The sequence below is a fragment of the Tetragenococcus solitarius NBRC 100494 genome (assembly GCF_001544195.1).
Classification (GTDB): domain Bacteria; phylum Bacillota; class Bacilli; order Lactobacillales; family Enterococcaceae; genus Tetragenococcus; species Tetragenococcus solitarius.
On the sequence record NZ_BCPY01000006.1, the window covers coordinates 1 to 13218 of the forward strand.

Annotated in this window: 13 protein-coding genes; 5 read left to right on the forward strand and 8 right to left on the reverse strand. The window is 38.1% G+C overall.

Features of this window, described 5'->3' with window-relative positions; genetic code table 11:
• Positions 1–32: 32 nt before the first annotated feature.
• Positions 33–1364: a DUF438 domain-containing protein gene (locus TS1_RS03125; RefSeq protein WP_068707740.1), complete on the reverse strand. Its 1332-nt coding sequence runs from the start codon at positions 1362–1364 to the stop codon at positions 33–35.
• Position 1365: 1 nt separating this feature from the next.
• Complete coding sequence (locus TS1_RS03130) at positions 1366–1596, reverse strand: DUF1858 domain-containing protein (protein WP_068707742.1); 231 nt, start codon at positions 1594–1596, stop codon at positions 1366–1368.
• Between the two features lie 202 nt (positions 1597–1798).
• Here TS1_RS03130 and TS1_RS03135 point away from each other — a divergent pair, with 202 nt between their 5' ends.
• On the forward strand, positions 1799–3328 hold the full coding sequence (locus TS1_RS03135) for a flavocytochrome c (RefSeq protein ID WP_068707743.1): 1530 nt from the start codon (positions 1799–1801) through the stop codon (positions 3326–3328).
• A 195-nt stretch (positions 3329–3523) separates the two neighbouring features.
• On the opposite strand, the gene TS1_RS03140 is transcribed toward TS1_RS03135, so the two are convergent.
• From TS1_RS03140 to TS1_RS03150, 3 genes are all read right to left on the reverse strand, one after another.
• Positions 3524–4357 (reverse strand): sugar phosphate isomerase/epimerase family protein, encoded by an 834-nt coding sequence (locus TS1_RS03140; protein WP_068707745.1) that lies wholly within the window; start codon positions 4355–4357, stop codon positions 3524–3526.
• A 26-nt stretch (positions 4358–4383) separates the two neighbouring features.
• Positions 4384–5700 carry an APC family permease gene (locus TS1_RS03145; protein ID WP_083498234.1) on the reverse strand — a complete coding sequence of 439 codons (1317 nt, stop codon included), beginning with the start codon at positions 5698–5700 and terminating at the stop codon, positions 4384–4386.
• A 113-nt stretch (positions 5701–5813) separates the two neighbouring features.
• On the reverse strand, positions 5814–6647 hold the full coding sequence (locus tag TS1_RS03150) for an aldo/keto reductase (RefSeq protein ID WP_068707747.1): 834 nt from the start codon (positions 6645–6647) through the stop codon (positions 5814–5816).
• A 121-nt stretch (positions 6648–6768) separates the two neighbouring features.
• Between TS1_RS03150 and TS1_RS03155 the strand changes: the two genes are divergently transcribed.
• From TS1_RS03155 to TS1_RS03165, 3 genes are read left to right on the forward strand one after another with little or no spacing between them, the layout of a single operon-like run.
• Complete coding sequence (locus tag TS1_RS03155; RefSeq protein ID WP_068707749.1) at positions 6769–7629, forward strand: fructosamine kinase family protein; 861 nt, start codon at positions 6769–6771, stop codon at positions 7627–7629.
• Between the two features lie 24 nt (positions 7630–7653).
• Entirely contained in the window at positions 7654–8445 is a 792-nt protein-coding gene (locus TS1_RS03160; RefSeq protein WP_068707751.1) for an SDR family NAD(P)-dependent oxidoreductase, read from the forward strand.
• Between the two features lie 33 nt (positions 8446–8478).
• Entirely contained in the window at positions 8479–9261 is a 783-nt protein-coding gene (locus TS1_RS03165; protein ID WP_068707753.1) for a PHP domain-containing protein, read from the forward strand.
• A 53-nt stretch (positions 9262–9314) separates the two neighbouring features.
• Here the strand turns inward: TS1_RS03165 and TS1_RS12580 are convergent, their stop codons facing one another.
• Complete coding sequence (locus TS1_RS12580) at positions 9315–9491, reverse strand: hypothetical protein (RefSeq protein ID WP_169792356.1); 177 nt, start codon at positions 9489–9491, stop codon at positions 9315–9317.
• Between the two features lie 132 nt (positions 9492–9623).
• Here TS1_RS12580 and TS1_RS03170 point away from each other — a divergent pair, with 132 nt between their 5' ends.
• Entirely contained in the window at positions 9624–10667 is a 1044-nt protein-coding gene (locus tag TS1_RS03170; protein ID WP_068707755.1) for a plasmid pRiA4b ORF-3 family protein, read from the forward strand.
• A gap of 240 nt (positions 10668–10907) precedes the next feature.
• On the opposite strand, the gene TS1_RS03175 is transcribed toward TS1_RS03170, so the two are convergent.
• Together TS1_RS03175 and TS1_RS03180 are read right to left on the reverse strand one after the other, a co-directional pair.
• Positions 10908–11858, reverse strand: a complete 951-nt coding sequence (locus TS1_RS03175) for a DHH family phosphoesterase (protein ID WP_068707757.1) — start codon at positions 11856–11858, stop codon at positions 10908–10910.
• A 21-nt stretch (positions 11859–11879) separates the two neighbouring features.
• Positions 11880–13214, reverse strand: coding sequence for a DRTGG domain-containing protein (locus TS1_RS03180; RefSeq protein ID WP_068707759.1), 1335 nt, complete (start codon positions 13212–13214; stop codon positions 11880–11882).
• Positions 13215–13218: the final 4 nt, after the last annotated feature.

Sequence of the window (13218 nt, forward strand, 5' to 3'; positions counted from 1 at the left end):
GTGCCCATCAAAACTCATACGTACTTTTTCTTTTAGTCTTTAGTGAAGCCTTCTAATAAACGATTTTGTCCACTGATTTTTTGAATATCTGTAATATCTTGCGTGACTTCTAAGCAGCCAAGATACTGATTTTCTTGATTTTTTAAGGCAAAGTATCGGATATAAATCTTGCGTTCATTGATATCAATCCAAAAATCCGCTGTGTCATTGGCTCCGGAATGAAAATCTGCTAATATTTTTTCGACCATATGCATGCTTTTAGGTGGATGACAGTTCACCACTTCTCGTCCGATAATTGATTTTGTACGTGGAAAGATACGATGCTTTCCTTCTGAGAAAAAACGAACGCGATCGGTATGATCCACAAAAGTCAAATCAACGGGCAACACGTCAAAGATCGCTAATAGCTGATCCAACTTTAAGATTCCAGTAGGTAACACCACTGTATCTGCTGTCTCAACATTTTGCCAATCGTATTCTTCTTTTTCTAGCTGTGTTTTGGCATTCGCTAGTTCTTCTGCAATCCCGTCTGTGGTTTCTTTAGCTTGTTGGATGTTCATTTGTCTTTGTTCTTCTTGCTCTTTTTCCTTGGCAAAGTCGCTTGGTCCTGCTTTCCAGAAAGGAGGCTCAGGAATATAGGCAAAGCCAATATCATAGCTATCTTCGGCAATATTTTCCCAATCCTTTAAACTAAAGACATCCAATGTCATAGGAATCATGATTTCTTCTTCTTTAAAAATCATTTCCTCTATTTCATGCTTTGCAGCTTCCCATTTTTCCAAAAGCGGATTAAAAGCTGCTCGTGGATTTTTAACATAGTCTAGCAAATCTTTTATCTGTTTTCGAATCTCATCATCCACTCCCCACATTACTTGTGGCGGAGCTGTAATCCCATATTTTTCCATATAAGAAAAAAACAAAGTCTCTTTACGTACATAGTGTTTATTCACCTGCTTCAGATCTTCAATGGCTGCAACTAACCGATCTTTTTTCTGCCAGTCTCCTTTTTTTATTTTTTCCATCAAATCGTCAATTTCATCAGTAATAAGGGATTGCAATACTTGGTTTTCCAGTTGCAAAGTATGGACTGGGTGTCCTGCTTGTCCGTATGCTTCTTCTGATTTATGGATCTCATTAATTGAACCTTTAAAGACAGAGACATGAATGTTGCACAGCTTTTGAATTTCCTCAGCTTTTAATCCGCCTTGGATGAGAGATTTTTCAGCTGAAGTAATTTCAGTAACATCTACTCCGTCAAATTCTTCATTAAACAACCGTTTTGCTTCTTCAAAGGTTCCTCCTTCATGCAACAACGACAGTATTTCCACAATTCGTTTTTTTCGTTGTTCTTTTGTCCGCTCCATTTTATTCGACTCCTTTTACTTCAAAACCGTGTGCTTCAAATGCTTGCACCACTTTTTCTAAGGGAATCTTTTTCATCTTAGCTCCTTTAGGAATGGTCATATACCGCCCTGCAGTTTGCAGCATACCGGGCTTATTAATATCTGAAAAGCCTAACTCCGACATAATTTCTTTGGTTATAGGATATTCTTTTACTAAGCTGGCTAAATTTTTAGAAAAATCAATTTCCACCAGATTCTCCTCCCCTTATTAAGAATCGTTCTCAATTGTCTTGATTATACATGAATCTGTACAATAATTCACTACTTTAACAAATTATTTTTATGGATAAATTTTTTACAGCGCTAAAAAACAGGAAAAATGCAATTTCATCTATATTTTTTATTTGTGATACTTTATACTTATTGTTGGTTATTATATTAAAAGGAGGAGAACCATGAAAAAGATTGTAAGCAGTTTGATACTATTTTCTTCTGCCATTGTTTTAGGTGCTTGTGGAATAACCACTCCAGATGAATCGGAAAAATCATCCCAAGCTACAAGCCAAACAACTGAAGCTACCACGGATGCCGCTTCAGGTGCTTCAAAACAGGAAGAGTATACTGATCCTAGTGAATTAAAAGACAAGTATGATGTTGTCATCGTTGGAGCTGGCGGCGCCGGAATGTCTGCGGCTATTCAAGCAAAAGAAGACGGCGCAAATCCAGTGATTTTAGAAAAATTACCGGTCGCAGGCGGGAATACAACGAAATCTTCTGGCGGTATGAACGCTTCAGAAACGAAATTTCAAAAAGAAGATGACATTGAAGACAGTAATGATACTTTCTATAAAGACACATTAGAAGGCGGACAAAACACAAACGATAAAAAGCTACTACGCTATTTTGTCGACCATTCAGCGGATGCCATTGATTGGTTGGATAATATGGGAATCACTTTGAATAATATCAGCTACAGTGGCGGTGCAAGTGTGAAACGTATTCACCGTCCGGAAGATGGTTCAGCTGTAGGCGGATATTTAGTTGAAGGATTATTGCGTAATGTTCATGAAAATGATATTCCCATTTTCGTTAATACAGATGTAACCAAAATCAATGAAGAAGACGGCCAAGTAAATGGTGTGGAAATTGATATGGATGGCAACAAGCAAACCATTGACGCAGATGCTGTGGCGGTAACAACGGGAGGCTTTGGGGCCAACGAACAGATGATCGAAGAAAACCGTCCTGATTTGAAAGGTTATGTAAGTACCAACTCTGAAGGCAGCACAGGTGATGGGATTAAAATGATCGAAAAATTAGGCGGTCAAACAGTGGATATGGACCAAATTCAAGTTCATCCAACCGTTATCCAAAAAGATGGCACACTGATTAGTGAAACCGTACGAGGTGAAGGAGCTATTTTAGTCAATCAAGAAGGTAAACGGTTCTTTAACGAAATGGAAACCCGCGACAAAGTATCGGATGCCATTACTAATTTGCCAGAAGAAGAGGCTTATTTAATATTTGATGATGCTTTAGCTAATCGAGCAAAACAAGTTGATTTTTATAAAGAACAAGGCGTCGTTGAGTCTGGTGATACAATCGAAGACTTAGCTCAGGAAATCGACGTCCCTAAAAAACAGTTAAAAGAAACTTTGGCTAATTGGAATGAAGCTGTTGACAATAAAGAGGATTCAGATTTTGAACGAGAAACAGCAATGGATTATGATTTAACATCGGGTCCTTTTTATGCAATCAAAATCGCTCCGGGCATTCATCATACCATGGGCGGCGTCAAAATTAATACAAACACAGAAGTACTTGATAAAGATAACCAAGCAATCCCAGGTCTCTATGCCGCTGGCGAGTTGACAGGTGGTTTACATGGCAACAACCGTATCGGGGGCAATGCTGTAGCAGATATCGTTATTTTTGGGCGACAAGCAGGTACGCAAGCAACAAAATTTGCCCAAGGCAATAACTAAATTCGGAAGATCTCGTTTACTATTTTTGATTGATGGCAGCTTTTATTGAGAAATATTCTTCTGGTTTTTTCTTCGTTATTTCAAAATTGAATAATGGAATGAGTGGTAAACGTTATTCATTTTGAGTTAAAATGACAAAAATCATCAGATAAAAAATAGCAAGTGCAAAAAGGTTGGTTTGCACTTGCTATTTTTTTAAATTATTTCTGGCCAGTATTTTTTTAGCAGGTCTATAGTCTTTTCGTAGGTATACTTAGCCGTCGTTTCGATTCCTTTGCTTAATAGTTTATCGTTAACGACTTCTATTCCGATAATGGAAGGTTTTACGCCCGCTTTTTTGACCATTGCGATAAAAGCAGCTAAATCAATTGCACCATCGCCAGGCGCTAGCCGGTCGTGCATCGCTTCATCGCGTAAAACGGCAGAAGCATATGGCCGTTTATAAGCATCATTTAGCTGTATCGAAACGATATATTGTGCCTCTTCTGCTGTGAGCTCGAAAAAAGTTGGGCTAGCTCGGTGCCAATGCCAAGCATCTAACAAAATGCCCACATTTTGTGCTTGAGTTTGTTGAATCAGCTTTTTAGCTGCAGCAAAATCAGGAATCCCACTATAGGGCATAGGTTCTACAGCAACCAGAAGTTCACCTGCTCTTTGGCACAATTGCGCTAATTTCTTGGCCATAAAATTAAAGGAAACATTTTCCATCAAAGCCACATTCACTTGTTGAACGCCAAACAAGTGACAAATATGAAAACAGATCTGCTCTTTAAACTTTTCTTCATAAGAACGTTTTTTGGCTGCCCATTCTTGAATACATTCTACCTCAGTTACATTCATCCGATATTTTTTCAATATTTGCAAAAGGTCATTATCACTCAATCCTTCTGCTAGCGCATCAACATAAGCTTCAGCTGACAAGCCAATTCCATTATAACCCGCTCTTTGTGCAGCACTCACTCTTTGTTCAAATGAACAATCAGAACCTAGTGACAAAGAACTGATTGTAAGTGGCGTCTCTTTTGACATAAAACGCAAGACTCCTTTTTCCTAGCTTATTTTTTCTTTTGCATATAGTAATAGACTGGAACTCCAATAACGGTGACACCAATACCCGTAAGAGCTAATCCAGGAGTTGTGACTAGAGTCATCACTAAAATAAAACCGCCGCCTAACATCGCAATTAGTGGCACCCATGGATATAAGGGAACTTTATATGGACGAGGCATTTCCGGTGCGCGCTTTCTTAGAATAAAGACTGCGGCAAAAAGCAACATGCTAAATGACCACATGACAAAAATCAACATATCCGTCAGTAGATCAAAAGTCCCTAAAGTCATCATAATGCAAGCAATGACTAATTGAACAATAGCTGCTATATACGGAATTTTTGTTTTGTGAGAAAGCTTTTTAAGATATTTACTAAAAGGAAATTCGTCTTTTAAGGCCAAGGCAAAAGGAACTCGAATGCCCGTCATCGTATAACCATTTAAAGCACCGTAAACAGACACTAAAATGCCAATGGTTACAATTTTGCCGCCGATATCGCCAAATAATTGATTAGCTACCTCAGAAGAAGAATTGAGGTTTCCAGCAATTTGTCCGGCTGGCAGGGTTTTTAGATAGACGAAATTGATGATCCAATAAACAATCGCCACTGAACCTAGTCCTAAGATAATTGCTTTCGGCAAGTCATTTTCCGGCCGCTTCATTTCACCTGCAATATTGCCTACATTTAGCCAACCATCATAAGCAAATAACGTTGCCAATAATGCGGCACTAAACCCGCTTGCCCAAGAATTATTACCACCAATACTTAAATCAGCTACTCCTACTTCTACTTGTCCTGGCTGAATAAGTCCAGCGACTACAATGACTAAAATAGGTAATAGTTTAATAAAAAGAGTAAAAGATTGGACGTTTGCAGCAATCTTTGTTCCTAATAAATTAATCCCGGTTACACTTACGGCAGTAATCATCGCAAGTGGAACTAACATTTGGTTGTTCAACTGAAATAAATGGATAAATTGCGTTGCAAAAATAATACTTAATGCGGCAATATTTGCTGGAAAATAGATGATTGTTTGAGCCCATCCTAATAAGAAGGAAGGCATTTTCCCATAAGTCACTTCTATATAGCGGATAGGCCCCCCTGTCTTAGGGATAGCTGTTGCTAACTCAGCTACGGTCAAGCCGCCACAAATCGTCAAAAATCCAGCAAATAACCAGGCAAACAATGTCAATCCTGCAGATTGCGTGTGGGATACAACTGCAGCTGCTTTGAAAAAGACGCCAGCGCCAATAACAGTACCCATCACAGTAGATAAAGCGCCTGAAAAAGAAATTTCTTTTTTTAATGGATTTGCTGCCAAATGATTACTCCTTTATTTTTTATTTTTTAAAAAAGCATGGCAAAATTGTAAGTATTTATCATGAGGTCTTCCAGCAAAAAAAGAAAGAGAGAATCTCTTTCTTTTAATATTGCTTAAAATTCTTCATGTTCAGCTGGATCTTGATCGTTTAAACGTCCATTTTCCTTTGTCAACGCGTTGATTGTTGCCATGTCTTCATTACTTAATTCAAAATCAAATATAGCAAAATTATTTACTTGCCGCAAGTAATGTGAAGCTTTCGGAATGGGTAAAACATTTAATTGTACTTCCCAACGCAAAATAATTTGTGCAATGCTTTTATTGTATTTATCTGCAATTTTTTGAATCGTTTTATTCTGCAAGATTTTAGAAGCTCGACCTAACGGACTCCATGCTTGCGTAAGAATTCCTTTTGATGCATCAAATTCACGCTGTGCTTGTTGATTAAATTCTGGATGCAACTCAATCTGATTAATGACAGGCAAGACACCCGTTTCTTTTTCTATGCGTTCAATATGCTCTGGTAAGAAATTGCTGACACCGATCGAACGCACCAGTCCTGACTTTTGAGCGTCCACCAATGCTTGCCAAGCCTCCACATATTTACCTTGTTTAGGATTAGGCCAGTGAATCAAATAGAGGTCAATATAATCTAAGTTTAACCGTGCGACTGATTCTTCGATCGTTTCAAATGCTTCTTGGTAAGAATGATGGCGGCCGGGAAGTTTGGATGCAACAGTAATTTGATCCCGAGCAATCCCGCTATTTTTGATTGCACGGCCAACAATTCCTTCATTTTCATAATTAACAGCAGTGTCAAGCAAACGGTAGCCCACTTGTAAGGCTTGTTCAATGACTCGTGTCCCATGGACGCCATTTAGTTTATAAGTACCAAATCCTATTTTGGGAATGCTGAAACCATCTGAGAGTTCATAAAATTCATTCATCTTTCTCGCCTCCTACAAAAAGAATAACACAACTTGCACTGATTAAAAGCAAAACGCTATAATGTTTTTATTCGCATTCCATTGTGTCTCCTTGTTATAATAAAAAGTGGAGGTGGATGAAATGTTAAGTAAACAATGGTCAGAAGAACTACCTATCGCAAACATTCAGAATATTTCTGCCGTGGCTGGCGGCGACGTTAACCAAGCTTATCAAGTAACCACAACAGATGAGACTTATTTTTTATTAAGACAACCAGGGCGTTCTGCTGATTTTTACCAAGGAGAAATTGCTGGATTAAAAGCTTTAGAAAAAGCGGGTATTACTGCTCCACGAGTGATTGCTAGTGGCCAGATTGGTGGAGATGCTTATCTTTTAATGACCTTTTTAGAACAAGGCAGCGGTCAACAAAGTGATCTAGGCCGTCTAGTCGCTGACATGCATCAACATTATAGTCCAAATGGTAAATTCGGTTTTGACAAACCTTCTACGGGCTCAGATTTAATTTTTGACAATCATTGGTGTGACAGCTGGCGTGAATTGTTTGTCGAAAAAAGGATGGACGTATTAGCAGACGAATTATTACGAAAAAAATTATGGCACAAAAAAGAGGAAGAACAATACCAAAAAGTTCGAGAAGTGATGAATGAACAGTTAAATCAACACCAAAGTAAGCCCTCTTTACTGCATGGAGATTTGTGGGGCGGTAACCATATGTTTCTACGCGATGGCACTCCCGCTTTGTTTGATCCTGACGCATTATATGGCGATCGCGAGTTTGATTTAGGGATGAGTTTGGTGTTTAATGCATTTAACGAGGAATTTTATCGCGCTTATCAAAAAGCCTATCCGCTTGCTCCTGGTTATGAAAAACGGTTAAAATTTTACAGTCTGTATCTTTTGTTGGTTCACGTAAATAAATTTGGCTCCATCTACGCTGGTGGTGCAAATCGAACCATGAGCGAAATTTTAAATGATGCCTAATACAGAAAGGAGTCGTGTTACTATATGGATTTAAATTTAGCAGGAAAAACAGCTTTAATCACCGGAGGAGCTTCAGGAATTGGACTGGCCACTGCTAAAGCGCTGAATAAGGAAAAAGTAACCACCGTACTATTCGATAGGAATTTTGATTCATTTGATATTACTGATTTTACAGACTCACAATTGGTTGAAACTGCCACAGGAGATGTTAAAAATCCAGAAGAACTTGAAAATCTGCATCATGATTTAAAAACTCGACAACAGACGGTCGGTATTATCATTAATTGTGCCGGGATTACTGGTGCTCAAGGCGATTTTTCCGAAATTTCACTAGATGACTGGCATGAAGTTTTCGACATTAATTTCTTTGGTTCGGTCAATACCACCAAAGAGTTTCTTAGTGATTTACGCCAAAAAGAATGGGGGCGCGTCCTCTTTTTAGCTTCAGAGGATGCGATACAGCCTTACGATGATGAAATTCCTTATTGTGCAACCAAAGCCGGAATTCTTGCTTTATCTAAAGGGCTAGCTAAAACTCTCGGGCCTAAGGGAATCACTTCTAATGCGGTCTCCCCTGCTTTTATCAATACGCCCATGACAGATAAAATGATGCAAAATCGGGCCGATGAATTAAATGTTTCCTTTGACGAAGCGATTCAGTCTTTCTTAAAAGAAAAAAGACCTTTTATGACCAGTTCACGGCGGGGTTATCCAGAAGAAGTTGCCAATGTCATCACATTCTTATGTTCTGAAAAAGCCAATTTTGTCAATGGCGCAAACTATCGTGTAGACGATAATTCTGTAGGAAGTATTTAAATAAAACCATTTGATGTATTAGGAGGAAACAACGTGAAGTATTATGACCAGCACCTACACACTTTTTTATCTTTTGATTCCCAAGAGATTTTTGAAAACTATTTATTAAATAATCCAGCCTTTTTTGTAGCTACGGACCACTTTGATTTGCATAATCCAGGAAACAAATTTCATGATGACATTCCTGATTATGACAAATTAGCTCAAAAGTTAAGCGAACTAGAAGGAAATTATCCAACCACATTTTTCAAGGGAATTGAAATCGGCGTGGTTCCCGGCCAAGAAAAACAAATCCATGACTATCTTAACGATCACCCTTACGATTTAAAGCTCTTAAGTATTCATCAAAACGGCAAGTTTGATTATATGGATGACGTTGTTTTAACTAAAGATAAATACGCTGTTGCTAAAATGTATTTTGACCAAATGGCAAAAGTATTGGATACTTTTACAGGCGCACAAATTTTAACTCATTTTGACTACGGTTTACGCCGACTTGACTTTACTTCACAAGAACTCGAAGAGCACTTTGAAAAAGATTTAAAATTGATTCTGAAAAAAGTTATCCGAAAAGAAATGGCATTAGAAATCAATGCCAAAAGCTTCGGTTATTATCAAAATGCTAATCTGTATCGCTACATTATCCCACTGTATAAAAGCTTGGGAGGAACATTCTTTACGTTAGGATCAGATGCCCATAAAGCAGACGATTACCAAGCCCTTTTTCCTGAAATGGCCGGTCTTTTAAAAGAATTTGATATTAACTTTTTAGTTGCTTTTCAAAAAAATGAACGCTTTTTTGCTGAATTACCTTAAAATAGACCGCTTCAATAAGAAAAGCAGGAAGCTTGTTGGGCTTCCTGCTTTTCTTATTCTTTATCTTCTTTTAGATCCTTGTCACCTTCTAATTTTTCTGGATCAATTACTTCATTATCAGCTGCTACTTTTTGGGCTTCTTTAAACACTTTTTCTTTTTCGTCCTTATAATCACTTTGACGTTGGGCATATACCTCTTCTTTTGTTTGCTCTTTTTTGTCGTCTGCCATATTAATCACTCCTCTTTTAAATTTAGGGGTAACTCTATTTTAACTATAAAGAAATTTCTTTTATTTGTAAATTCTCACTACTTGAAATCGCTATCTGTTATAATAAAATTAATAAAGAAAGGAAGTGTGTAAATGACTTCTATGGATGAGCTACTTGATGATTTTTTCCAAAATGAAAGTCCTGTTTTCTCCAACTACGTTGAAGTGATTGACGATCCAGGCGAACTTGTTACATCCATCGTTTTTCTGACAGATCAAATGGAAAAAATAGAAAATTTCTCTAAATTAAACAGACTTGAACACTATTATTTAACCTATTTGCCCAAAGAAGCAGTGATTTTTCCCGATGAAGTTCTCGCTATTCATGAAGTATTGCTGGATTTTTATCAATATCTTTACAAAAAAAGCTATCTAACAACCAAAGATTATAAAAATATACTGTTGTTTTTCCAAAAAAACAAACATACTTTTATTGAAAAAATGAGTAACGATCAATATTGGTCAAAAGAAAAGCAGCAACAACTCGATGAAATTGACGAAACTATACTGGATTCTATGCCAAATGAGCTTGAACAGCTTTTTAAAAATTTAGGAAAACAGTTCCAACCAAACCTAAAAACAAAAGATGACAACAAAATCCTGCATTTTCCTACAGGACGACCGCAAAATAGGCGCTCCTATGCTATACAGTTACGAATTGACTTAAAAGGTTTTAAGCCACCCATTTGGCGGCGCGTGCTCGTTTTCCCAGATTCAACGCTAACTGATTTACATGAAATTATCCAAAAGTGCTTTGAATGGGAAAATGAACATTTATATCAATTTATAGCTGACGGTCATTATTATGCTCCTGAAGAAAACACGATGGACGATTTTTGGGGACCTATTTCTGAAGACGCCGCTTCTATAACCATCGGTGAAATTTTTTCTAATACTCAAACTATCAACTATATTTACGATTTTGGAGATTATTGGGAGCATAAAATTAAATTCGAGACCGATGTTTCCTTTGATGAACTATCCAATGCCTCAGGAAAATTATCGAATATCACTGCTGATCAACTGCCTATCTGTCTAACTGGAAGGCAAGACGCACCCTTAGAAGATTCTAGAGGTGAAGAAGAATTTGCCCCTTTTGATTTAGAGAAAATTAATATAAGATTGGCAGATTTATAACAAGAACAGCTGAGTATTGAAGTATTCAGCTGTTTTTTATTCTTATGTTTGATTTTCTGTTTTTTTAGAGTGCAGTTCGATTTGTTTCCGCTAGAATTCCTATTTCTAGAGTTCATCGGCTAAACTTCCTCTAGTTTTCTCTACTTCTAGAGTTTATTTGTTCTATTTGTCTTTAACACTCAGTCAAAAAATCCCTGTGGCCATGAATAAGTGGTCCCACAGAGATTTTTCTTTTATTTCTCATCGCGTATAGTTTTTACATAACTCTTTGACTTCATCATAAAGCTCTTGTGCTTGATCTAAGTCTTTTACATTTGCTCCACTGGCTAGTGCGTGTCCTCCGCCATGATAGCGTTTGGCAATTTCATTAATCGCTGGACCTTTAGAACGCATACGTACACGATAGTAACCTTCAGGCTGTTGAACAAAAATGGCCCACGCTAGCACGCCTTCAATCGTCCCTGGTAATGGAACGACGCCCGAAGTTTGCGCATCAGAAACACCAAATTCTGCTAACATTTCATTATCAAAGGTCACTCGTGCAGCGCCAGATTCATCGACTTGCAAGTTTTGATAAACATAACCAGACAAGCGAGCTACATTTTTCGAAATTTGTTCGATTTGACGATTTAAACCAGCATAGTCAAAACCATAATCGATTAAATCAGCAGCGATACGTAAAGTATGGGAGGAAGTAGATGGATATAAAAAGCGACCAGTATCACCGACAATACCGGCATACAACAAACGTGCCGCTTCTTTTGTCATCCGTAATTCATCTGGGAATAATTGCCAAAAATCTGCAATAATTTCACTACAACTAGAAGCTTCATCTTGTACCCATATGAAATCGCCATAAGGCTCATCATTAGGATGATGATCGATTTTAATCAACTTAGCGCCTAAATTATAACGATCATCGCTAATTCGCGGCGCATTCGCTGTATCAGTCACAATGACTAAAGCCTCTTGATAAGTGGCTTCATCGATTTTTTGCATTTCGGCTAAATAATCTAATCCTTCTGTCGGTCCGCCAACTTGGTAAATCTGCTTGCTGGGAAAACTAGCCCGTAAAAGTTCGGCCAAGCCTACTTGTGAGCCTATAGCATCAGGGTCTGGTCGTTGGTGACGGTGAATAATAATTGTTCCATAGGCCTTTATTTGGGCTAAAATATCTTCTTGTACGCTCATTTTGCTCCTCTTTTCTACTCATTATGGACGACGTTCCATGACTTGGCAAACCACGATCGCCTTAGCAACCAGTGAGTTTTCAATAAAAATATTAATATCTAACTTAGCCGAACGTCTGCCTAATTCTAATATTTGAGGCTGAATCTTTAACTGGCTTTCTAGCTGGATTAAGTGGAAATAATGTAAGTTCACTTGTTCAATCCAAGCGTTCCGACGATTATTTGCCACCATTACACGTTTCGTTACGTTGGCTATGACTTCGTTTAATACGCCAAAGGAAATCGTTCCTAGCTCATCGACCATTTGCGGTGTAACTCCGAAAGTAAATTGCGGAGTAGCATATTTATTTTCTTCTACATCTTGTTCAATCAATTGGATCTCACCAGTAATCTGATCAGAGATGGTATCTGATAATTGTGGTTGTCGTTGAACTAGCTGCATAGCCTTCATCACGTCTTGTCGTGTAACGATACCTAATAAAGAAAGATCATCGGCTACGACTGGCATGACTTCCAGACCGTCCCAAATCATCTGGTGGCTCACTGAAGCCACACTCATTTCTTTTTTTACCCGTCGCGGGTCTTTGGTCATGACTCGTTCAATCAGTTGAGTCTCAGATTTGCCTAGTACATCTTTAGCCGTTACAATCCCTACAACTCTTCTGTTTTTATTCACCACAGGATAGCGTGAATGTTGACTCGCATCAGAAAGTTCCTGATAATCTTTAATCGTATCTGTCGTGGTTAAATACCGCGTTTTTTCAAGGGGCATATAAATATCACTGACTAACAAGATATCTTTTTTTATCAGCTGATCACTCATCGCACGATTGATCATACTGGCTACTGTAAATGTGTCGTAAGTTGTCCGTAAAATAGGTAATTCCAATTGATCGGCTAACTGGCGAATTTCTTGTGATGTATCAAATCCACCGGTAATTAACACTGCAGCCCCGCCTTGTAAGGCCAATTTTTGTGCATCCAAACGGTTTCCTACAATCATTAAAGATTCCGGTGTGATATAACGCTGCATCGCTTCTTCTGTCATGGCCCCGATGACAAATTTATTTAAATCTTTTTCCAAACCATCAGCGCCGCCTAAAACATCGCCTTCGATGATTTGAACCACTTCACCAAAAGTAAGTTTTTCAATATTTTTTTTTAATTTGCGTTCAATTCGTATGGTGCCGACACGTTGAATCGTGGAAACAAGACCAGCATTTTCAGCATCTTTGATGGCTCGGTAAGCTGTTCCTTCGCTGACATCCAACGTTTTCGCAATACCGCGAACTGAAATCCGCTCACCTACTTGTAATCCTTCAATATGTGACAAAATCAAATCATGCTTTGTCGCCATTACT

Bases quoted from the DNA above. Each gene is read 5' to 3' on its own strand.
- TS1_RS03135 (WP_068707743.1), top strand. From the start codon at position 1,799: ATGAAAAAGATTGTAAGCAGTTTGATACTATTTTCTTCTGCCATTGTT.
- TS1_RS03175 (WP_068707757.1), bottom strand. From the start codon at position 11,858: ATGAGCGTACAAGAAGATATTTTAGCCCAAATAAAGGCCTATGGAACA.
- TS1_RS12580 (WP_169792356.1), bottom strand. From the start codon at position 9,491: ATGGCAGACGACAAAAAAGAGCAAACAAAAGAAGAGGTATATGCCCAA.
- TS1_RS03180 (WP_068707759.1), bottom strand. From the start codon at position 13,214: ATGGCGACAAAGCATGATTTGATTTTGTCACATATTGAAGGATTACAA.
- TS1_RS03155 (WP_068707749.1), top strand. From the start codon at position 6,769: ATGTTAAGTAAACAATGGTCAGAAGAACTACCTATCGCAAACATTCAG.
- TS1_RS03160 (WP_068707751.1), top strand. From the start codon at position 7,654: ATGGATTTAAATTTAGCAGGAAAAACAGCTTTAATCACCGGAGGAGCT.
- TS1_RS03140 (WP_068707745.1), bottom strand. From the start codon at position 4,357: ATGTCAAAAGAGACGCCACTTACAATCAGTTCTTTGTCACTAGGTTCT.
- TS1_RS03150 (WP_068707747.1), bottom strand. From the start codon at position 6,647: ATGAATGAATTTTATGAACTCTCAGATGGTTTCAGCATTCCCAAAATA.
- TS1_RS03170 (WP_068707755.1), top strand. From the start codon at position 9,624: ATGACTTCTATGGATGAGCTACTTGATGATTTTTTCCAAAATGAAAGT.
- TS1_RS03125 (WP_068707740.1), bottom strand. From the start codon at position 1,364: ATGGAGCGGACAAAAGAACAACGAAAAAAACGAATTGTGGAAATACTG.